Here is a 19,527-nt window from a genome sequence, read left to right as displayed (position 1 = left end):
GAGGTCAGTTCGCGGCGCCCTCCGCAGGACGCTCGGAGGCGTCGTCGCAGCCCTGGCCGGTCCAGGCATCGCCGACGACCTTGATCTGGCACGTGCTGTCGGTCGAGGGCAGCTCGGACGCGGCCGGACCGGCGAAGAGGACCGAGCCGAGGGCGGCGGCGGCGATGGCGGCGATGCCGGCGGAGCGCAGCCACACGCCGAGGCGCTGGTCCTCTGCAGTGAGCTGGTAGGTGTCCGACATGGTCGCGCTCCCGGGTTGTCCACAGTTTGTCCACTGTTGTGGGTAAGCCGAACGTAGAGGGTCTGTACAGGGTTTGTCCAACGTGGTGTACCTTTTGGGGTGTGTACACCGTCGGCCGCACCTCGCAGCTCACCGGCGTACCCCGCGAGACGCTCCGCAAGTGGGAGCAGCGCTACGGGGTCGTCGAGCCCGTGCGCTCCGAGGGCAACTACCGCCTGTACGACGACGAGTCGGTGCGGCGACTGGCCGTGATGCGCGACCTCGTCGACTCCGGGTGGGCCCCGCGCGAGGCAGCGAGGAAGGTGCTCGAGGACCGGGCCGGCGCCATCGCCGGCGACGCGCCGCCGCCGGGGTCGCCGCTGTCGCACCTGGACGAGCTCGTGACGTGCGGGCAGGACTTCGACGTGGTGCGCCTCGAGAGCACCCTGGACAAGGTCTTCGCGCAGGCCGACCTCGCCGACGTGGTGGACGAGTGGCTGATGCCCTCGCTGGTGCGCCTGGGCGAGGCCTGGCAGCGCGGTGACGTGACGGTGGCCGGAGAGCACTTCGTCAGTGCCGCGGTGCTGCGGCGCCTCTCGCAGGCCTTCCACCAGCTCCCGCACCCCGACGAGGCGCCGCGCGTGCTGGTCGGGCTGGCACGTGGCTCGCGCCACGAGCTCGGCGTGATGGGCTTCGCGATGGTGCTCCGCAGCCGCGGGGTGCAGGTCACATACCTCGGCGCCGACCTGCCGGTCGAGGCCTGGGTCGAGACCGTGCGCGAGCTCGGCCCCGACGCCGTGGTGCTCGCCGTCCCGACGGTCGAGGACCTCCCTGCGGTCCGCGAGGCGGTGCAGGCCATCTCCACGTCCACGACCGTCCTGCTCGGTGGCGCCCACCAGGGGCGCATCGAGGGTGCCGAGGCGCTCGGGCACCAGCCCGGCGTGGCCGCGGCGTCGCTGGCGGACCGCCTCACCGCACGCTGAGGACTACTCCGCCGAGCGCACCCGGATCCCGGCGGTCAACGAGCTCAGCGGCACGGTCACGGCGCCGGACGGGTCGGTGAAGAAGTCGTTGCCCTTGTCGTCGACGACGATGAAGGCGGGGAAGTCCTCGACCTCGATCTTCCAGACCGCCTCCATGCCGAGCTCCTCGTACTCCACGACCTCCACGGACCGGATGCAGTCCTGGGCGAGCCGGGCGGCCGGGCCGCCGATGGATCCGAGGTAGAAGCCGCCGTGCGTGCCGCACGCCTCGGTCACCTGCTTGGAGCGGTTGCCCTTGGCGAGCATCACCATCGAGCCGCCCGCGGCCTGGAACTGCTCGACGTAGGAGTCCATGCGACCGGCGGTGGTCGGGCCGAACGAGCCCGACGGCATCCCCTCGGGGGTCTTGGCCGGACCGGCGTAGTAGACCGGGTGGTCCTTCAGGTAGGCCGGCATCTCCTCGCCGGCGTCGAGACGCTCCTTGATCTTGGCGTGCGCGATGTCGCGCGCCACGACGAGCGGGCCGGTCAGCGAGAGGCGGGTCTTGACCGGGTGCTTCGACAGCTCGGCGAGGATGTCCGGCATCGGCTGGTTGAGGTCGATGGGGACGACCGCGCCGCCCTCGATGTCGTGGGCCAGGCCGGCGTCGGGCATGTAGTGCGCGGGGTCGGTCTCGAGCTGCTCGAGGAACACGCCCTCCGGCGTGATCCTGCCGAGCGCCTGGCGGTCGGCCGAGCACGAGACGGCGATCGCCACCGGGCACGAGGCGCCGTGGCGGGGCAGGCGCACGACCCGGACGTCGTGGCAGAAGTACTTGCCGCCGAACTGCGCGCCGATGCCGAAGGACTGGGTGAGCTCGAAGACCTTCTCCTCCAGCTCGACGTCGCGGATGCCGTGGGCGCTCATCGAGCCCTCGGTCGGGAGGTCGTCGAGGTAGTGCGCGGAGGCGTACTTCGCGGTCTTGAGCGCGAACTCCGCACTGGTGCCGCCGATGACGACGGCGAGGTGGTACGGCGGGCACGCGGCGGTGCCGAGGGAGCGGATCTTCTCGTCGAGGAACTCCATCAGCCGCGTCGGGTTGAGGACGGCCTTGGTCTCCTGGAAGAGGAAGGACTTGTTGGCCGAGCCGCCGCCCTTGGCCATGAAGAGGAACTTGTACTCCGGGACGTCCTTGGCGGGCGTCGCGTAGAGCTCGATCTGCGCCGGCAGGTTGGTGCCGGTGTTCTTCTCCTCGAAGGTCGTCAGCGGCGCGAGCTGGGAGTAGCGGAGGTTGAGCCGGGTGTAGGCGTCGTACACGCCGCGGCTGATGGCCTCGCCGTCGTCGGCGCCGGTCAGCACGCCCTCGGACTTCTTGCCCATCACGATCGCGGTGCCGGTGTCCTGGCACATCGGCAGCACGCCGCCGGCGGAGATGTTGACGTTCTTGAGCAGGTCGAGCGCGACGAAGCGGTCGTTGCCCGAGGCCTCGGGGTCGTCGATGATCTTGCGCAGCTGCGCCAGGTGGCCGGGGCGCAGGTAGTGGCTGATGTCGTGCATCGCCTCCTCGGTGAGCCGGCGGATCGCCTCGGGCTCGACCTTCAGGAAGGTGCGTCCGTCGACCTCGGTGGTGGAGACGCCCTCGGTGGTGATCAACCGGTAGGGGGTCTCGTCCGCGCCGTTGGAGCCGGCGGTCGGGAGGAGGTCGGAGTAGTGGAACTCGGGGCCGGTGGCAGCGGTCGTCACGGGACCTGAGCGTACGCCGCGCCCCGGCCGTGGTGCGACGCGGCTCAGGTGCCGTCGTGCTCCCGCACGTGCACGGTCGCCCCGAGCTTCCTGAGCTCCTCGCGCAGGATCCGGCGCATCGTCTCTCCCATGGCCGGATCGATCCCGCCCTTGCAGTCGACGTAGCCGCGGACGCCGGCGTCGGTCACGATCGGTTCTGCGGTGTAGTTGGGGGTGTAGAGGTCCTCCCCGTCGTGGGCCTCGAACGCGGCGTCGAGCGCCGCGCCGTCCGCGTGCTCCCGCCCGAGCTCGTCCACGAGCATGAACCGGTCGTTGGCCCGCCTGACGGCGGCCACCACGGCCGACTCGGGCGCGGCGCTGGAGACCAGGAAGGACTCCGACTCCGCGTCCAGGACGCCCTCGTCGATGACCACCTCCGGTGGAGCCGGTGCCGGCTCCGGCTTCGCCGTGCGCCGCTGGCTCTCCGCGCGCTCGCGCACCTTGCGCAGGAACTCCTCGTCGGCGGCCGGGTCGGCGGCCGCGAACCGGCCGGGGCGGTCGTACTCGGGGTAGGCGCTCGCGCTCTGCTGGTGGGGGCCGTGGTGGCGTGGGCCGCGCTGCGGGCGGCCGGCGACGAGCCAGGCGATCGACCCCACGAAGGGGAAGAACAGGATCAGCAGGACCCACCAGGTCTTCTGGAGGTGGCGCACCTGGTCGTCGCGACTCGTGATCGCGTCGACGAGGCAGTAGATGCCCAGCACGAGTGGGACGAGGAACAGCACGATCCGCATGTCAGGGCCCCCGCAGGTCGGCCCTTCCGGGGCCGCGGACGCCGACGACGGTCCGGCGCGGCGGCAGCGTAGCGCGCAGGGGGCGCCGCCGGGGCCCGATCGGCGCGCCCGGACCGGCGCAATTGGCGACCAGTGTTCATCGGTCGGACGCGCGACGGCCACGCGGGAGTAGCCTCCGGACCGACGGGACCTACGAGGCTCCGCGCGGCACACCCCGCCGATCCCCGGCAGATGCTCACTGGAGGTCCGATGAACACCCGCAAGATGATCGTCTCGCTCACTGCGACGGCCACGCTCATGTCCGCGGCGGCCTGCGCCGCCCCCGAGCAGGAGAACGACACCACCACCGAGAGCGGGGTGGACGCGGCAGCCGCCACCTCGGCCGAGGACTTCGGTGGCCTGGACGAGCTCGTCCGGGCCGCCCAGGACGAGGGCGAGCTCAACGTCATCGCCCTCCCGCCGGACTGGGCCAACTACGGCGAGGTGATCTCGACCTTCGAGGAGAAGTACGACATCGAGGTCAACTCCGCCCAGCCGGACGCTGCCTCGCAGGATGAGATCAACGCGGCCAACGAGCTCGCCGGCACCGACCGCGCGCCCGACGTCTTCGACCTCGGCCAGTCGGTCGCCCTCGCCAACACCGACATGTTCGCGCCCTATCAGGTCGCGACGTGGGACGACATCCCCGAGGAGTTCAAGGACCCGGACGGCGCCTGGGTCAACGACTACGGCGGTTACATGTCGATCGGCTACGACTCGGCCGTGGTCCCCGAGGTGACGTCGTTGTCCGACCTGCTGGAGCCCGAGTTCAAGGGCAAGGTCGCCCTCAACGGTGACCCGACGCAGGCCGGCGCGGCCTTCAGCGGCGTGATGATGGCGGCCATCGCCAACGGCGGGTCCGCCGACGACATCGCACCCGGCGTGGACTTCTTCACCGAGCTCAAGGAGGCCGGCAACTTCCTCACCGTCGACCCCGACTCGACCACCATCGAGCAGGGCACGACGCCGGTCGTCATCGACTGGGACTACCTCGGTGCGGCCGCCGCGGCCAACGTCGACACGTGGAGGACCGTCGTGCCCGAGGAGGCCGTCGTCGCCGGCTACTACTTCCAGGCCATCAACGCCGACGCGCCGAACCCGGCCGCGGCGCGGCTGTGGCAGGAGTTCCTCTACAGCGACGAGGGGCAGAACCTGTGGCTCGAGGGCGGCGCCCGCCCGGTCCGCGGCGACGCGATGGCCGAGGCCGGCACGATCGACGCCGAGCTCTGGGGTGCTCTCCCCGAGGTCAGCGGCGACCCGGTGGTCCCGACCGACGACCAGACCGTCACGGCCGGCGAGTACCTCGCAGCGAACTGGTCCAAGGCCATCCGCTGAGCGCGCCGACCACCCGTGAGGGGCGGGGACGACGGCTCGCCGTCGCCCCCGCACTCCCGCTCCTGCCGTTCCTCGTCTTCGTCCTGGTCTTCCTCGTCGTCCCGACGCTCACCGTCGTGCTCGGCGCGTTCCAGGACGAGGACGGCGCGCTGACGCTGGGCAACCTCGACGCCCTGACCAGCGAGGCAGCCGTCTCGGCGCTGAAGGGATCACTGATCCTCTCGGCGTCGACGGCGCTCCTCGGTGCGGTGCTGGGCGCTGTGCTCGCCTACCTCGTCGTCTCCCTGCCTCCCCGCAGCCTGCTGCGCCGGGGCACCCTCGCGCTGAGCGGCGTCCTCGCCCAGTTCGGGGGAGTGGTGCTCGCCTTCGCCTGGATCGCGACGATCGGCCAGGTCGGGATCGTGACGCAGCTCGTCAGCGACCTCTTCGGCGCCGATCTCTACGGCTCGGGGTGGCTCTTCGGCCTGCCGGGGCTGGTCGTCGTCTACTGCTACTTCCAGATCCCACTGATGGTGATCGTCCTCGCGCCCGCCTTCGAGGGACTGCGCCCCCAGTGGCGCGAGGCCGCGGTGAACCTCGGGGCGAGCACCTGGTCCTACTGGCGCCACGTGGCCATCCCGCTGCTGACGCCGGCCTTCCTCGGGGCGCTGCTGCTGCTCTTCGCCAACGCCTTCGCCGCCTACGCGACGGCGGCGGTCCTGGTCAGCCAGGGCCAGCCCATCGTGCCGTTGCTGATCCGGCAGGCCATCACCAGCGAGGTCATCCTGGGCCAGGCCAACGTCGGCTTCGCGCTCGCGCTGGAGATGATCGTCGTGGTCACGGTCGTGATGGTGGCCTACAGCCTGCTGCTGCGGCGTACGTCGAGGTGGATGCGATGACCCCGTCGAGGAGCTTCCGGATCGCCCGCGCGGTGCTGCTGCTGGTCTTCGCGGCCTACTTCTTCGTGCCGCTGCTGGCGATGTTCGACTTCTCCACCCAGGTCCGTGGCAGCGCCCCCGGGCGCACGTGGGACAACTGGACCTTCATGTTCCGCGACGAGGACCTGCGGTCCTCCATCGTCGCCTCGCTCCTGCTCGCGCTCCTCACCGTCGTGCTGATGATCGCCCTGCTGGTGCCGACGATGGTGTGGGTCCGGCTGCGCGTGCCCCGCGCCAAGAAGCTGATCGAGTTCCTGTGCCTGCTGCCGCTGACCATCCCGGCGCTCGTGATCGTGGTGGGCATCGGCAACGTCTACTCGTGGGTGACCTACCTGCTGGGCGACAGCGCGCTGGTGCTGACCTTCGCCTACGTCGTGCTGGTGCTGCCCTACTCGTTCCGAGCCATCGACGCCTCGCTCTCGGCGATCGACGCCACGACGCTGTCGGAGGCGGCCAGGTCGCTCGGCGCGGGCTGGTTCACCGTCGTCGTGCGGGTCATCATGCCCAACATCTCCGGCGGCATCCTCGGCGCCGCCTTCATCTCGGTGGCCCTGGTGCTCGGCGAGTACGTCTTCGCCTCGCTGCTCCGATTCGACACGCTGCCGGTGGCGATGGCCGCCCTCTACAAGAGCAACGGGCCCGCCGCCATGGCGGCCGCGCTGGCCTCGATGCTGCTGGTGTCCGCGCTGCTCGTCGGCCTCACCTTCCTCAGCCGTGACCGGCACCGACGCAACCCAGGAGCCTCTTCATGACCGACCACACCTCGTCGCACGGTCTCGCCGTCGCGCTGTCCGACCTCACCCGCGTCTACGGGCCCGTGAAGGCGCTGGACGGGTTCACCCTGGACCTCGCCCCCGGCGAGCTCGTCGCCCTGCTCGGTCCGTCGGGCTGCGGCAAGACCACCGCGCTCCGCATCCTCGCGGGCCTGGACCGGGCCACGTCGGGCACGGTGTCGGTGGGCGGCAAGGACCTGACCCGGGTGCCGGCCAGCAAGCGCGACATGGGGATGGTGTTCCAGGCCTACAGCCTCTTCCCGCACATGACGGTGATCGACAACGTCGCCTTCGGCCTCAAGATGCGCGGGCGCGACGGTGCCTCCCGGCGCACGCGGGCCGGCGACATGCTCGACCTGGTCGGCCTCGGCGAGCACGCCGACCGCTACGCCCACCAGCTCTCCGGGGGACAGCAGCAGCGCGTGGCGCTCGCCCGGGCGCTGGCGATCGAGCCGTCGGTGCTGCTGCTCGACGAGCCGCTCTCGGCCCTCGACGCCAAGGTGCGCGTGCAGCTGCGCGACGAGATCCGGCGCGTCCAGGTCGAGGTCGGGACCACGACGCTCTTCGTCACCCACGACCAGGAGGAGGCGCTCGCCGTCGCCGACCGAGTCGGGGTGATGAACGCCGGTCGCCTCGAGCAGCTGGCCCCGCCCGCAGAGCTCTACTCCGCCCCGGCCAGCCGCTTCGTCGGGGAGTTCGTCGGACTCAGCAACCGGCTGCCGGCCGAGGTCAGGGACGGCGTGGCCGCCCTGCTCGGACGCGAGGTGCCGGTGCTGCCCGGATCGACGACGGGCGCGGGGCACGCGCTCGTCCGTCCCGAGTCGGTGTCGGTCGTGGCCGACGCCGCGGGGACGGCCACCGTGGCGACCGTGATGTTCCTCGGCCCGCTGTCGCGGGTCACCAGCACCCTGGCCGACGGGACGGACGTCGTCGCCCAGCTGGCCAGCTCGGACGCGCTGCGGCTGCAGCCCGGCGACGCCGTACGCCTCGAGGTGGCGCCGACGCCGGTGCTGGTCGTGGCCTGACTACTTCCAGGGCGCGACGAGGGCGGCGAGGTCGGGTGAGAGCTCCTTCTGCAGGAGCGGCCCGAAGGTCACCCGGTGCACGCCCATGACCTGGAGGTCCTCCAGCGATCCGGCGGCGGAGCCCTTGCGGGGGTTGGCGATGACGTTCACCGGACCCGACAGGGCGTCCAGGAGCCGCTGGAGCGAGGGCGCGTCCGGGGCACCGACGGGGTAGGAGCACCGTGAGCCCGCCTCCTCGCACGCCAGCATCCGGGTGATCGCCTCGGCCACCGGGTCCTCGAACCGTTCGGCCTTGATGAAGGCGTCCGTGCGGGCGTTGATCACGAGGTCGACCCCTGCCGCGTCGGCCGCCTGGCGCAGCCCGCCGATGTAGTCGGCGTGCTCGGCGACCGACCGCAGCCGACCGCCCTCGGAGTGCACGGTGTCCTCGACGTTGAGGCCGACGGCCCCGGCCTCGAGCAGGCGCTCGACCAGCTCGGCGGGTGGGACGCCGTAGCCGGCCTCCATGTCCGCGGTGACCGGCACGTCGGGCACCGCGGAGCAGATGCGGCGTACGCCGTCGAGGGCGTCGTCGATCGTCATGTCCTCGTTGTCGCCCTGCCCGCGCGAGTCGGCGAGCGGGTGGCTGCCGATGCTCAGGGCGGCGAAGCCGGCGTCGGCGACGACGCGGGCCGACCAGGCGTCCCAGACGTTGGGCAGGACCAGCGTGGAGCCGGTGTGGTGGAGCTCGAGCAGGGTGGTGGCGCGAGTGGCGGTGTCCATGTCCCGAGGCTCCCACGGTGCTGGGCGCGAGAACAGGGCGGGCATAGATGCTGCGGGTCGCGCGTTCAACCGGCGTGGAGGTCTGGGACTCGCTCGTCGTCGGCGCCGGCCAGGCCGGCCTCGCGTCGTCGTACTTCCTGCGACGTCGCGGGATCGAGCACCGGGTGCTCGACGCCAACCCCCGTGCCGGGGGCGCGTGGCAGCACCGCTGGGAGTCGCTCGGCATGGACGACGTGCACGGTGTCGCGGACCTGCCCGGCTCCGAGGCGCCGCGGGTCTCACGGCTGCCGGCCAACGTCGTCGTGCCGGACTACTTCGACGACTACGAGCGACGCCACGACCTGCCGGTGGTGCGGCCGGTGCGCGTCGATCGTGTCGACAGCGAGGGTGACCTGCTGGTCGTGCGGACCGACCGCGGGGAGTGGCGCACCCGCACCCTGGTCAACGCGAGCGGCACCTGGACCCGGCCGTTCGTGCCCTACTACCCGGGCATCGACACGTTCGCGGGGGAGCAGGTGCACACCGCGGACTACCCCGGGCCCGCGCACTTCCGCGGCCGCCGGGTGCTGGTCGTGGGTGGTGGCGCGTCCGCGGTGCAGCACCTCGGTGAGCTCGCGCCGGTGGCCGACACAATCTGGGTCACGCGGCGCGAGCCGGTGTGGCGCGAGGGCTTCGACGCCGAAGCCGGGCTCGCCGCGGTGACCGCGGTCGAGGAGCGCGTACGCCGTGGGCTGCCGCCGGCGAGCGTGGTCAGCGTGACCGGGCTGGCGCTGCGGCCCCAGGAGCAGGAGGCGGCCCAGCTCGGGGCGTACGACCGGCTGCCGGTGTTCGCGCGCATCGAGGCCGACGGCGTCCGCTGGGCAGACGGCCGCTTCGAGGCCGTCGACGCGATCGTGTGGGCCACCGGGTTCCGTCCCGCGCTCGACCACCTCGCGCCGCTGGGCCTGCGCTCGCACGAGGGCGGGATCGCCCTCGAGCCGGTGCGCGGCAACGTCCAGGGCGCGACGACTGCCGTGCGGGACCCGCGGGTGCAGCTGGTCGGCTACGGCCCCTCGGCCAGCACCGTCGGCGCCTCCCGGGCGGGTCGCCAGGCGGCCCTCGCGGTCTCGCGGCACCTGGCCGCGGTCGCCGCCTGACCTCGAGTCGGGCAAGGCTGGACAAACCTTCACCACCCGTGGGGCACACTCGAGGAATGAAGGGACGGGGGCGTCACCGTGCAGCGGCGGTGGCCTGCGCTCTCGTCGCCTCCGCCTGCACCTCCGCGCCCGCTGGCGCCCCGGGCGACCGGGCCGAACCGTCCGATCCCACGACGAGCAGCACCGCCACCGCCCAGCCGGTCCGCGAGGGCGAGGTCACCCTGGCGTTCGGTGGTGACGTCCACTTCGAGGGAGGGGTGGCGCAGCTCCTCGAGCGTCCGCGCGAGGGTCTGGGTGCGATCGGACGGACGCTGCGCGCCGCCGACGTCGCGATGGTCAACCTCGAGACGCCCGTGACCCAGCGCGGGAGCCAGGACCCCAAGGAGCTCGAGTTCGCCGGCGACCGCTACTGGTTCCGCACCGGCCCGCGGGCCATCGACGTGCTGGACGCGGCTGGTGTCGACGTCGTCAGCGTCGCCAACAACCACGCCGGCGACTACGGAGCCGTCGGGCTCCAGGACACCCTTGCCGCCGGGCGGCAGGGCGGCATCGCGATGGTGGGCGCCGGTAGGGGCGCCGCGGCGTACGCCCCGCACGTCGTCGGGGTGGGCGACCTGGAGGTCGCGTTCCTCGCCGCCGACGGGGTCCAGCGCGAGGGATCCAGCGACGTGTGGTCGGCCCGCCCGGGCGCCCTCGGCACCGCCTCCGCCCGCGGGAGCAACGCCGCCGCGCTGGTCTCCGCGGTCGAGGCCGCATCGGCGCAGGACCAGCTCGTCGTGGTCTACCTCCACTGGGGCAAGGAGTACGAGTCGTGCCCCACCCACTCGCAGCGCCTGCTCGCCCGCGACCTCGCCGACGCCGGCGCCGACGTGGTGGTGGGCAGCCACTCGCACGTCCTCGGCGGTGCCGGCTGGGCAGGTGACGCGCTCGTGGCGTACGGCCTGGGCAATTTCGTCTGGTACCACGATCGCCAGGCCCAGACCGGCGTGCTGTCGGTGACCCTCGACGCCGACGGCGTGGTCGCGAAGTCGTGGACGCCCGCCCGGATCTCGCCGGTCGACGGCCGACCGGTGCCGGTGACGGGAGCAGACCGCGCGCAGGCCGTCGCGGACTTCCGCGCGCGCCAGCGCTGCACCGGTCTCGCCGCCGAGCGTGGTGACGCGCAGGCGGACGACCCGGCGTACGAGTCGTCGGTCAGCCGGATCGACGCCGACCTCGCCCAGCGGATGCGACGCAGCCACCGGCCCGGCTGTCCGGTGCCGCTGCGCGACCTGCGCTACCTGCAGATGACGCACCGCGACTTCGACGGCCGCGCCCGCACCGGCGAGATGGTCGTCCACCGACGCTTCGCCGGTCAGGTGCGCGGGCTCTTCGGTCGTCTGTACGCCGCAGGCTGGCCGATCGCGCGGATGCGGCTCGTCGACGACTACCGCGCCGACGACGACCTGTCGATGGCGGCGAACAACACGTCGGGCTTCAACTGCCGCCGCGTCGCGGGGCAGACCAACTGGTCGCAGCACGCCTACGGCGAGTCGATCGACATCAACCCCGTCCAGAACCCCTACGTCCGGGCGGGACGCGTCGATCCACCCGCCGGTCGCCCGTACGTCGGGATCGACCGGAGCCGCTCGGCCCCCTTCCGGCTCGGCGTGATCAAGAACGAGGACCTGGTGGTGAAGGCCTTCGACCGCATCGGCTGGGAGTGGGGCGGCTACTGGGTCAGCTCGAAGGACTACCAGCACTTCGCGGCTCCCTGACGACTGTCACGGAGCAGCTCCGAGCGGCCTCGCTATCCTGACCGTCATGGGGGAGATCGAGAACCGCCCGCACGACCCGTCGCAGATGCGCATCTCCGACGCCGACCGCCAGCGCGTCGCGGACGTGCTGCGCGACGCGGCGGGCGAGGGTCGCCTCGACCTCGACGAGCTCGAGGAGCGGCTGGAGCTGACCTTCGCCGCCAAGACGTACGGCGAGCTGGTGCCGATCACCCTCGACCTCCAGGCCGCCGGACCGGTCACGCCGCCGGCCGGCGCTCCCGTGCGGCGTACGCCGTCCGGGGTGCCCGCTGTCGGCCACACCTCGTCGACGGCGATCATGGGCGACTGCACGCGCCGCGGCGTGTGGCACGTGCCGGAGCACCACTCGGCGTTCTCGCTGATGGGCAGCGTGACGCTGGACCTGCGCGAGGCGATCCTCGCCGGGCCGCACATCCAGATCAACGCCAGCGCGATCATGGGCGACGTGAAGATCCTGGTCCCCGCGCACATGCACGTCGTCGTCGACGGCACGCCGATCATGGGCGACTACGGCCAGGGCAAGGACCGGGTGCCGGCCGCGGTGGGTCCCGACTCGCCGACCGTGCGGGTGCGCGGCGTCGCGCTCATGGGCTCGGTGCAGGTGCAGCGCCTGCCCGCGCCCGGTACGCCCCGCAAGTACCTCGGCACCTACTGAGGAGCTAGTGGGGGACCTGCTGACGGGTCCGCCTGCGCGAGCGCGCCGGCGCCGCGGTGGACCCGCGCACCACCAGGTGCGTGGGCAGCGTGACCCGGTCCTGGGCCAGGTGGTGGCCGGCGAGGAGGTCGAGCACCATCGTGCTCGCCGCCCGCGCCTGGTCGACCACGTGCTGGTCGATGGTCGTGATGTCGAACAGCGCGCCGAGCTCGTGCCCGTCGACGCCGATCAGGGACACGTCGTCCGCTACGCGCAGTCCGTGACTGCGCAGCGTGGTGGTCGCGGCCACGGCGATGTCGTCGGAGTAGCAGAAGACCGCGGTCGGCGGGTCGGGGAGCGCTAGCAGCTGCTCCATGCCCACGGCGCCCGCGTCGACGCCATACGCGGCCGTCACCACGAGCGCGGGGTCGAGCGGCAGGCCGTGGTGCGCGAGCGCCTCGAGGAAGCCGGCGCGCCGGTGGGCGTCGCTGGCCCACGTGGCACCGTCGGTGTCGCTGGTGCGGATCATGCCGATGCGGGTGTGGCCCAGCGCGACGAGGTGCTCGACCGCCTCCCGGCCGATCGCCACGTCGTCGACGCTGACCGAGGGGAAGTCGCGCAGCCGCGACCCCGCGACCACTACCTCGACGCCCATCAGGTCGAGCCGTTCCTCCTCGTCGGCCCGGATGGGCAGCGTGATCAGCACGACCGCGTCGACCTTGCGGCGGGTCGGCAGGTCGCGGAAGAAGTGGCTGCGCTTCTCCTCGGTGCCGACCTGGTAGACGAGCACGTCGAGGTCGGCCTGGCGCAGCGTCGACTCGACAGTGGCGAGCATCGTGGAGGAGAACCAGCTGTCGAGGCGGGGCAGCACGACCGCCACCCGACGCGTCGCGCCGCGCAGCGAGGACGCGGCGGGGGAGACGACGTAGTCGAGCTCCTCGACCGTGGACAGCACCCGGCTGCGGGTGCGCGGACTGACGCCGGGCAGGCCGCGCAGGGCGCGTGAGACGGTGGCGATGGACACCCCCGCCCGACGCGCGACGTCGGCCATGTTGACGTGACTGGTGTGCATCCCGGGGGCGGGATCGGGCTCTTCGGGCATCAGCGTCCGCCCTTCCGCGGCGCCACTAGAGTGTGAGCGTGACCACGCCCACCACCCCGTCCCCGCTCTCGCTCGGCGTCGCCACGGCGTCGTACCAGATCGAGGGGGCGGTGGTCGAGGACGGCCGCGGCCCGTCGATCTGGGACACCTTCACCGCCGAGCCCGGCCGGGTCGTGGGCGGCGACGACGGCGCCGAGGCCTGCGACTCCTACCACCGCGTCGAGGACGACATCGCCCTGATCCGCGGCCTGGGCGTGGATGCCTACCGCTTCTCCCTGGCGTGGCCGCGCATCCTGCCCGAGGGACGGGGCCGCGTGGAGACGCGCGGGCTGGACTACTACGAGCGTCTCGTCGACGGGCTGCTGGAGGCCGGTGTCGAGCCGGTGGCCACGCTCTACCACTGGGACCTGCCGCAGGCACTGGAGGACGAGGGCGGCTGGCTCGCGCGCAGCACCGCGGAGGCGTTCGTCGAGTACGCCGGTGTGGTGCACCAGCGCCTCGGTGACCGGGTGACGTCGTGGGCGACCCACAACGAGCCGTGGTGCGCGGCCTACCTCGGCTACGCCGCAGGCGTGCACGCGCCGGGTCGCCGTGAGGGCGCAGCCGGGCACCGGGCCGCCCACCACCTGCTGCTGGGTCACGCCTGGGCCCGCGAGGCGCTGCCGGGCGCGCACGTCGGGATCGTGCTCAACCTGGCGCCCGTCTGGCCGGAGACGCCCGAGGCCGCGGACGTCGCCGACGGCGTCGACGCGATCCGCAACCGCGTCTGGCTGGGGCCGCTGGTCGACGGGGCGTACGACGAGCGCCTGCTCGCGATCGCGCCCGTCCTGTCCGACCCCGAGCTCGTCCGCCCCGGCGACCTCGACGCGATCAAGGGCTCCGCAGACTGGCTCGGCATCAACTACTACACGCCGATCCGTCCGGCCCTGGGGACCGGCGAGGGCGAGCACCCCGAGCAGGGTGCCTACCCCGGCGTCGAGCGGCTCGACCTGGTGGTGCGCGAGCCGCGCACCGACATCGGCTGGGAGGTCGAGCCCCGCGGCCTCGAGGAGCTGCTGGTCGAGACCCACCGCCGCACCGGGCTGCCGCTGGTCATCACTGAGAACGGCGCCGCGTGCGCGGACGCCGAGGTCGTCGACGGCCGGGTCGAGGACACCGACCGCATCGACTACCTCCGCGGCCACCTGGCCGCGGTGGACCGTGCGCGGGAGGCCGGCGCCGACGTGCGCGGCTACTTCGTGTGGACCCTCCTCGACAACTTCGAGTGGGCCGAGGGGTACGCCAAGAAGTTCGGTCTGGTGCACGTCGACCGGTCCTCTCCGTCTCTCACGCGGACGCCCAAGGCGTCCTACCACTGGTTCGCCGAGCAGGTGGCGGCGCCCGCTCAGGGGCGTGGCGCCGCCGGCCTGCTCACCCCTTGACGCTGCCGGCCAGCAGGCCGCGCACGAAGTAGCGCTGCAGCGACAGGAACACGATCAGCGGGACCACCAGGGAGACGAACGCTCCTGCCGAGAGCAGGTGCCAGTCCTCGCCCCGCTGGCCGGCCAGGGCCGCCAGGCGCACCGTCAACGGGGACACCGACGGGTTGCCGCCGGCGAAGACGAGCGCGACCAGGAGGTCGTTCCAGACCCACAGGAACTGGAAGATGCCGAACGCCGCGATCGCGGGCGTCATCAGCGGGAGCATGATCTTGGAGAAGATCTGCACGTGCCCGGCGCCGTCGACGCGGGCGGACTCGATCAGTTCCCCGGGGATCTCGCGCATGAAGTTGTGCAGCAGGAAGATCGCGAGCGGCAGCGCGAAGATCGTGTGCGAGAGCCACACGGTGTAGAAGCCGCCGCCAGGGGCATCGTTGCCCGCCAGCGGCATCAGGTTGAACGGCGGGTCCACGTAGAGCCGCAGCAACGGGATCATCGTCACCTGGATGGGGACGATCTGCAGCGCGAAGACCGCGACGAAGAGCGTGTCGCGTCCCTTGAACGGGATCCACGCGAAGGCGTACGCCGCCATCACGGCCAGGCTGATCGGGATCAGGACCGCGGGGATCGTGATGACCACCGAGTTGATCATGTAGGTCGCCAGGTCGATGTCCGCACCGCTGATGACCTGCCGGTAGGAGTCGAGCGTGAACTGCGGGTCGGTGAGCGCGTTCCACCAGCCGTTGGTCTTGACCTCTCCCTCCGGACGGAACGAGGAGACCAGGAGGCCGAACGTGGGCAGGGTCCACACGATCGCGATGACGATCGCGGCGGCCGAGGCCCAGCGTCCGGAGAGGCTCTCCCGGGCCGCGCTGCTCGCGCTCTTGGGGGGAGCGGTCTTGAGCCCGGCCTGCGGAGCCGTGGGTGTCGTGGTGGTCATCGTGCCTCCAGTCGACGCATCTGACGGATGTTGTAGACGACGATCGGCGTCACGAGGACGAAGATCAGCGTCGCGAGCGCCGCACCCAGGCCGAAGTCGAAGGAGCGGAAGCTCTGGACGTAGAACTCGTAGGCCAGGACGCTCGTGCCGAACTGACCACCCGTGGCGGTGCGGACGATGTCGAACACCTTGAGCGTGGTGATGCTGATCGTGGTGAGCACGACGATGAGCGACGGTCGGATGCTCGGGACCGTGATGTAGCGGAAGAGCTTGAGCCCGTTGACCCCGTCGAGCTTGGCCGCCTCGACGATGTCGTCCGGGATCGCCTTGATCGCCGCCGACAGGATCGTCATCGCGAAGCCCGCCTGGACCCAGACGATGATCACGATGAGGAACAGCGTGTTCCACGGCTCGGTGAGCAGGAAGCGGTAGGTGTCGAAGCCGACCGCCTTGAGCATCGCGTTGAGGACGCCGATCTGGTCCTGGTCGGAGCCCTTGTAGTCGTACATGAACTTCCAGATGATCGACGCACCGACCAGCGAGATCGCCATCGGCAGGAAGATCAGCGCCTTGGCGAACTTCTCGAAGCGCGACCGGTCGATGAGGACCGCGTAGACCAGGCCGATGGTCGTCGCGACCAGCGGCGTGAGCACCACCCACAGGGCAGTGTTCTGGAGGACCTGGAGCAGGTCACCGTTGGTGAAGATCGTGCGGTAGTTGTCCAGTCCGACGAAGTTGCCGCCCTCGCCACCGAGGATCGGTTGGTAGGACGAGCCGAAGAAGGACTGGTAGATGGTGCCGGCCGCGGGGTAGAGCAGTCCCACGGCGATCAGCAGCAGCGAGGGGGCGATGAAGGCGGCGGCCTGGACCCGCTCGCCGTTGCGCGAGCGCAGCCGGGCGGTGAGGACCAGGATCAGGCCGGTCACGGCGAAGAAGAGCACGACGGCGATCGCCATCTGGACGAGCTTGTCAGTGGATGTCATCCGGACCTCCTGGTTCGGGGGAGGGAGAACGGGGCGCCCGGGCCTCGGCCCGGGCGCCCCGCTCGCCTGGTCAGCTGGGCCAGGAGTCCTCGATGTTGTCGAGGGTGGTCTGGGTGTCAGCACCCGTGATCCAGTTGGTCATCTCCGACCAGAACGAACCGGCACCGACAGCACCCGGCATCTGGTCCGAACCGTCGAAGCGGAAGACCGCCTCGGGGTCCTGGAGGATCTCCGCGGAGAGCTGGTCGATCGGGCTCTTCAGGTTGGCGATGTCGAGCCCGGTGTTGGCGCTCACCCATCCGCCCGGGGTGGCGATGGCCTTCTCGTTGGCCCACACGTCGGAGGACAGGTAGGTCTGGAACGCCTGGACCTCGGTGCGGTCCGAGAACGCCGCCACGAACTCGCCGCCGCCGAGGACGGGGGTGCCGAACTCGTCGCTGGTGGTCGGGAGGTAGAAGGCGAACACGTCGCCGTTCTCCGACACGTCGGTGCCCTCGGGCCACTGGGCGGCGTAGAAGGACGCCTGGCGGTGCAGGCCGCACTCACCGTCGAGGATCGGCAGGCCGCCCTCCTGGAACGCGGTGGTCGCGATCGACTTCACGTCGCCGATGCCGCCGTTGACGTAGTCGGCGTTCTTGAGGATGCCGCCGACGCGGTCGAGCGACTCGACGATGGCCGGGTCGTTGAAGGGGATCTCGTGGTTGACCCACTGGTCGTAGACGTCGGGGCCTGCGTCGCGCAGGACGGCGTCCTCGAGCCAATCGGTGGTCGGCCACCCGGTCGCGTCACCGGACTCGATGCCGGCGCACCAGGGCTTGACGCCCGCGTCGACCATGTCGTCGGAGAGCGCGAGCATGTCGTCCCACGTCTCCGGGACCTCCCAGCCGTTCTCCTCGAACTGGCCGGGGGAGTACCAGACGAACGACTTCACGTTGGCGCCGAGCGGAGCGGCGTAGAAGGTGTCGTCGACCGTTCCGTAGGACTTCCAGTCCTCGCCGAAGAACTCGTCCACGTTCTCCGAGACCGGGTCGGGCGCCTCCACGACGGCGTCGGTGTCACGGACCAGGGTCTGCAGCAGGCCGGGCTGCGGGATGTAGGCGATGTCGGGGGCGTTGCCGCCCTGCACGCGCACGACGAGCTGGGCCTCGAACTCCGAGGAGCCCTCGTAGGCCACGGTGGCGCCGGTGCACTCCTCGAAGACCTTGTAGGACTCCTTGTGGACCGCATCCTCGGGCGCGATGATCGAGGTGTAGACGCTCACCTCCTTGCCGGTGAGGTCTCCGAACTGCTCGAGCTGGGCGCACTCGGCCTGGCCGGCGCCGGGAGCTTCTCCGCTGACCTCGCCGCCGCCACCGTCGCCACTGTCGTCGGCGCAGGCTGCGAGTCCGAGGCTCGACATCGCGATGACCGCGATGGTGGCCAGTCCCTTGCGGGTCCGTTGGTTCTTCATTCGACGTTTCCCTCTCCTTGGGTGCGGCCACGGCTGGTGAGGTGCCTGGCGCGTCAATCCGGGTGCGATGACCGCCACTGGTGTGACACCCATCACGAAGATGAAAACGTTTGCGCACAGTTTCGTCAACGGTGGCTCGGGTCACGGTTGGGTAACTCTGGACCAGTGGGCGTCCGCCGGACGGCTGCCGGTGACGGCGTCGCCGCAGAAGGCTAGAGTGTCGACCTGTGTGACACGCATCACGCGCGTCCGCAGCACACCTTCCACTCGGATCGTCCGGCACGTACCTGCCGGTGAAGGAGAAGAACAGCTATGGCATCAGTGACGTTCGACAAGGCCCAGCGGTGGTATCCCGGGGCCGACGAGCCGGCAGTCCCCGGCATCAGCCTCGAGATCAAGGACGGCGAGTTCATGGTGCTCGTCGGCCCGTCGGGCTGCGGCAAGTCCACCACCCTGCGCATGCTCGCCGGCCTCGAGGAGGTCAACGACGGGCAGATCTACATCGGTGACCGCGACGTCACCAACGTCCCGCCCAAGGACCGCGACATCGCGATGGTGTTCCAGAACTACGCCCTCTACCCGCACATGTCGGTCGAGGAGAACATGGCGTTCTCGCTCAAGATGGCCAAGGTCCCCGCCGAGGAGCGCAAGCAGCGCGTGGCCAAGGCAGCGGAGATCCTCGGCCTGACCGAGTTCCTCCAGCGCAAGCCCAAGGCCCTCTCCGGTGGTCAGCGCCAGCGCGTGGCGATGGGTCGCGCGATCGTCCGCGCCCCGCAGGTCTTCTGCATGGACGAGCCGCTGTCCAACCTCGACGCGAAGATGCGCGTGCAGACCCGCACCGACATCGCCCGCCTCCAGCAGGACCTCGGCGTCACCACCGTCTACGTCACCCACGACCAGGTCGAGGCGATGACGATGGGCGACCGCGTGGCCGTCATGAAGCTCGGCGTGCTGCAGCAGGTCGACACCCCGCTCAAGCTCTACGACAAGCCCGCCAACCTCTTCGTCGCCGGCTTCATCGGCTCGCCGCAGATGAACCTCCTCGAGGGCATCGCTGCCGAGGACGGCACCGTCAAGGTCGGCGGCTACGCCGTGCCGGTCGACCCGACCGCCGAGCGCAAGATGAAGGGCCGCGTCACGGTCGGCGTACGCCCCGAGAACTGGCGCCTGGTCACGGCCGAGGAGGGCGGTCTGCCCGTCAAGGTCACGGTCGTGGAGGAGCTCGGCGCCGACAGCTTCGTCTACGGCACGTGCGACGTGGAGGGCGTGCCCTCCAACGTGATCGTCCGGATCGCCGGGCGCCACCACCCGCAGAAGGGCGAGATCCTGCACGTCACCACGGACCCCGAGCACGTCCACGCTTTCGACACCGAGACCGGTGAGCGCCTGTCCGACTGAGCGTCCCCGGTCCGTGGCGCGCGGGTCCGACCGACCCGCGCGCCGCGACCCGGCGCCATCGCACAGCGCGTCCCCTCCACCCACGTGACCTCCCGTGACCCGGGTCCCGACCCGGGCTTCGCCG

The 19,527-nt window shown here is 71.2% G+C and carries 18 protein-coding genes; 10 read left to right on the top strand and 8 right to left on the bottom strand.

Translation table 11 applies throughout. The features are described 5' to 3' along the window. Positions 1–4: 4 nt before the first annotated feature. On the bottom strand, positions 5–241 hold the full coding sequence (locus IRX98_RS05390) for a hypothetical protein (protein ID WP_224274524.1): 237 nt from the start codon (positions 239–241) through the stop codon (positions 5–7). Positions 242–342: 101 nt separating this feature from the next. Here IRX98_RS05390 and IRX98_RS05385 point away from each other — a divergent pair, with 101 nt between their 5' ends. Continuing rightward, on the top strand, positions 343–1,203 hold the full coding sequence (locus IRX98_RS05385; RefSeq protein WP_224274522.1) for a MerR family transcriptional regulator: 861 nt from the start codon (positions 343–345) through the stop codon (positions 1,201–1,203). Between the two features lie 3 nt (positions 1,204–1,206). Here the strand turns inward: IRX98_RS05385 and IRX98_RS05380 are convergent, their stop codons facing one another. Both IRX98_RS05380 and IRX98_RS05375 read right to left on the bottom strand, forming a co-directional pair. Continuing rightward, a complete protein-coding gene (locus IRX98_RS05380; protein ID WP_224274520.1) occupies positions 1,207–2,925 on the bottom strand; it encodes a fumarate hydratase in 1,719 nt (572 codons plus the stop codon). A gap of 44 nt (positions 2,926–2,969) precedes the next feature. Next, positions 2,970–3,695 (bottom strand): PLD nuclease N-terminal domain-containing protein, encoded by a 726-nt coding sequence (locus tag IRX98_RS05375; RefSeq protein ID WP_224274518.1) that lies wholly within the window; start codon positions 3,693–3,695, stop codon positions 2,970–2,972. Between the two features lie 249 nt (positions 3,696–3,944). Between IRX98_RS05375 and IRX98_RS05370 the strand changes: the two genes are divergently transcribed. The 4 genes from IRX98_RS05370 to IRX98_RS05355 all read left to right on the top strand — a co-directional run bounded on the left by IRX98_RS05370 (position 3,945) and on the right by IRX98_RS05355 (position 7,784). After that, positions 3,945–5,069, top strand: coding sequence for an ABC transporter substrate-binding protein (locus tag IRX98_RS05370; protein ID WP_224274515.1), 1,125 nt, complete (start codon positions 3,945–3,947; stop codon positions 5,067–5,069). A gap of 116 nt (positions 5,070–5,185) precedes the next feature. After that, the gene (locus IRX98_RS22540) at positions 5,186–5,947 is read left to right on the top strand and encodes an ABC transporter permease (protein ID WP_224274513.1); all 762 of its coding nucleotides are present in this window, start codon (positions 5,186–5,188) and stop codon (positions 5,945–5,947) included. Next, entirely contained in the window at positions 5,944–6,738 is a 795-nt protein-coding gene (locus tag IRX98_RS05360; protein ID WP_224274511.1) for an ABC transporter permease, read from the top strand. The genes IRX98_RS22540 and IRX98_RS05360 overlap by 4 nt, the downstream gene beginning before the upstream one ends. Then, on the top strand, positions 6,735–7,784 hold the full coding sequence (locus tag IRX98_RS05355) for an ABC transporter ATP-binding protein (RefSeq protein ID WP_224274508.1): 1,050 nt from the start codon (positions 6,735–6,737) through the stop codon (positions 7,782–7,784). Before IRX98_RS05360 ends, IRX98_RS05355 begins: the two co-directional genes overlap by 4 nt. On the opposite strand, the gene IRX98_RS05350 is transcribed toward IRX98_RS05355, so the two are convergent. Then, on the bottom strand, positions 7,785–8,546 hold the full coding sequence (locus tag IRX98_RS05350; RefSeq protein WP_224274506.1) for an isocitrate lyase/PEP mutase family protein: 762 nt from the start codon (positions 8,544–8,546) through the stop codon (positions 7,785–7,787). It abuts the gene before it with no gap. A gap of 47 nt (positions 8,547–8,593) precedes the next feature. Here IRX98_RS05350 and IRX98_RS05345 point away from each other — a divergent pair, with 47 nt between their 5' ends. Genes IRX98_RS05345 through IRX98_RS05335 form a run of 3 tightly spaced genes read left to right on the top strand, consistent with a single transcriptional unit; the run spans position 8,594 to position 12,133 of the window. Continuing rightward, complete coding sequence (locus IRX98_RS05345; RefSeq protein WP_224274504.1) at positions 8,594–9,682, top strand: flavin-containing monooxygenase; 1,089 nt, start codon at positions 8,594–8,596, stop codon at positions 9,680–9,682. Between the two features lie 56 nt (positions 9,683–9,738). Further along, complete coding sequence (locus tag IRX98_RS05340) at positions 9,739–11,439, top strand: CapA family protein (RefSeq protein WP_224274501.1); 1,701 nt, start codon at positions 9,739–9,741, stop codon at positions 11,437–11,439. Between the two features lie 46 nt (positions 11,440–11,485). Further along, positions 11,486–12,133, top strand: coding sequence for a DUF1707 SHOCT-like domain-containing protein (locus IRX98_RS05335; protein ID WP_224274499.1), 648 nt, complete (start codon positions 11,486–11,488; stop codon positions 12,131–12,133). Between the two features lie 4 nt (positions 12,134–12,137). Here IRX98_RS05335 and IRX98_RS05330 read toward each other — a convergent pair whose 3' ends face one another. After that, the gene (locus IRX98_RS05330) at positions 12,138–13,214 is read right to left on the bottom strand and encodes a LacI family DNA-binding transcriptional regulator (RefSeq protein ID WP_224274496.1); all 1,077 of its coding nucleotides are present in this window, start codon (positions 13,212–13,214) and stop codon (positions 12,138–12,140) included. A gap of 38 nt (positions 13,215–13,252) precedes the next feature. On the opposite strand from IRX98_RS05330, the gene IRX98_RS05325 reads away from it, so the two are divergent. Further along, positions 13,253–14,635, top strand: a complete 1,383-nt coding sequence (locus IRX98_RS05325) for a GH1 family beta-glucosidase (protein ID WP_224274494.1) — start codon at positions 13,253–13,255, stop codon at positions 14,633–14,635. On the opposite strand, the gene IRX98_RS05320 is transcribed toward IRX98_RS05325, so the two are convergent. From IRX98_RS05320 to IRX98_RS05310, 3 genes are all read right to left on the bottom strand, one after another. Next, positions 14,625–15,572, bottom strand: coding sequence for a carbohydrate ABC transporter permease (locus IRX98_RS05320; RefSeq protein ID WP_224274492.1), 948 nt, complete (start codon positions 15,570–15,572; stop codon positions 14,625–14,627). The genes IRX98_RS05325 and IRX98_RS05320 overlap by 11 nt on opposite strands. Continuing rightward, positions 15,569–16,555 (bottom strand): carbohydrate ABC transporter permease, encoded by a 987-nt coding sequence (locus IRX98_RS05315; protein ID WP_224274490.1) that lies wholly within the window; start codon positions 16,553–16,555, stop codon positions 15,569–15,571. Before IRX98_RS05315 ends, IRX98_RS05320 begins: the two co-directional genes overlap by 4 nt. 70 nt (positions 16,556–16,625) lie before the next feature. Further along, entirely contained in the window at positions 16,626–18,005 is a 1,380-nt protein-coding gene (locus tag IRX98_RS05310; RefSeq protein WP_224274488.1) for an ABC transporter substrate-binding protein, read from the bottom strand. Between the two features lie 312 nt (positions 18,006–18,317). Between IRX98_RS05310 and IRX98_RS05305 the strand changes: the two genes are divergently transcribed. Further along, positions 18,318–19,403 (top strand): ABC transporter ATP-binding protein, encoded by a 1,086-nt coding sequence (locus tag IRX98_RS05305; protein WP_224274486.1) that lies wholly within the window; start codon positions 18,318–18,320, stop codon positions 19,401–19,403. The last annotated feature ends 124 nt before the right edge of the window (positions 19,404–19,527 follow it).

The sequence above is a fragment of the Nocardioides lacusdianchii genome (genome assembly GCF_020102855.1).
Classification (GTDB): Bacteria; Actinomycetota; Actinomycetes; order Propionibacteriales; family Nocardioidaceae; genus Nocardioides; species Nocardioides lacusdianchii.
This window is presented reverse-complemented; position numbering and strand designations above follow the sequence as displayed.

What these genes read in the sequence shown, in the direction of transcription:
- IRX98_RS05390 (WP_224274524.1), bottom strand. Translation starts at nt 241, where the DNA reads ATGTCGGACACCTACCAGCTCACTGCAGAGGACCAGCGCCTCGGCGTG.
- IRX98_RS05375 (WP_224274518.1), bottom strand. Translation starts at nt 3,695, where the DNA reads ATGCGGATCGTGCTGTTCCTCGTCCCACTCGTGCTGGGCATCTACTGC.
- IRX98_RS05370 (WP_224274515.1), top strand. Translation starts at nt 3,945, where the DNA reads ATGAACACCCGCAAGATGATCGTCTCGCTCACTGCGACGGCCACGCTC.
- IRX98_RS05360 (WP_224274511.1), top strand. Translation starts at nt 5,944, where the DNA reads ATGACCCCGTCGAGGAGCTTCCGGATCGCCCGCGCGGTGCTGCTGCTG.
- IRX98_RS05355 (WP_224274508.1), top strand. Translation starts at nt 6,735, where the DNA reads ATGACCGACCACACCTCGTCGCACGGTCTCGCCGTCGCGCTGTCCGAC.
- IRX98_RS05350 (WP_224274506.1), bottom strand. Translation starts at nt 8,546, where the DNA reads ATGGACACCGCCACTCGCGCCACCACCCTGCTCGAGCTCCACCACACC.
- IRX98_RS05345 (WP_224274504.1), top strand. Translation starts at nt 8,594, where the DNA reads ATGCTGCGGGTCGCGCGTTCAACCGGCGTGGAGGTCTGGGACTCGCTC.
- IRX98_RS05340 (WP_224274501.1), top strand. Translation starts at nt 9,739, where the DNA reads ATGAAGGGACGGGGGCGTCACCGTGCAGCGGCGGTGGCCTGCGCTCTC.
- IRX98_RS05335 (WP_224274499.1), top strand. Translation starts at nt 11,486, where the DNA reads ATGGGGGAGATCGAGAACCGCCCGCACGACCCGTCGCAGATGCGCATC.
- IRX98_RS05330 (WP_224274496.1), bottom strand. Translation starts at nt 13,214, where the DNA reads ATGCCCGAAGAGCCCGATCCCGCCCCCGGGATGCACACCAGTCACGTC.
- IRX98_RS05320 (WP_224274492.1), bottom strand. Translation starts at nt 15,572, where the DNA reads ATGACCACCACGACACCCACGGCTCCGCAGGCCGGGCTCAAGACCGCT.
- IRX98_RS05315 (WP_224274490.1), bottom strand. Translation starts at nt 16,555, where the DNA reads ATGACATCCACTGACAAGCTCGTCCAGATGGCGATCGCCGTCGTGCTC.
- IRX98_RS05310 (WP_224274488.1), bottom strand. Translation starts at nt 18,005, where the DNA reads ATGAAGAACCAACGGACCCGCAAGGGACTGGCCACCATCGCGGTCATC.
- IRX98_RS05305 (WP_224274486.1), top strand. Translation starts at nt 18,318, where the DNA reads ATGGCATCAGTGACGTTCGACAAGGCCCAGCGGTGGTATCCCGGGGCC.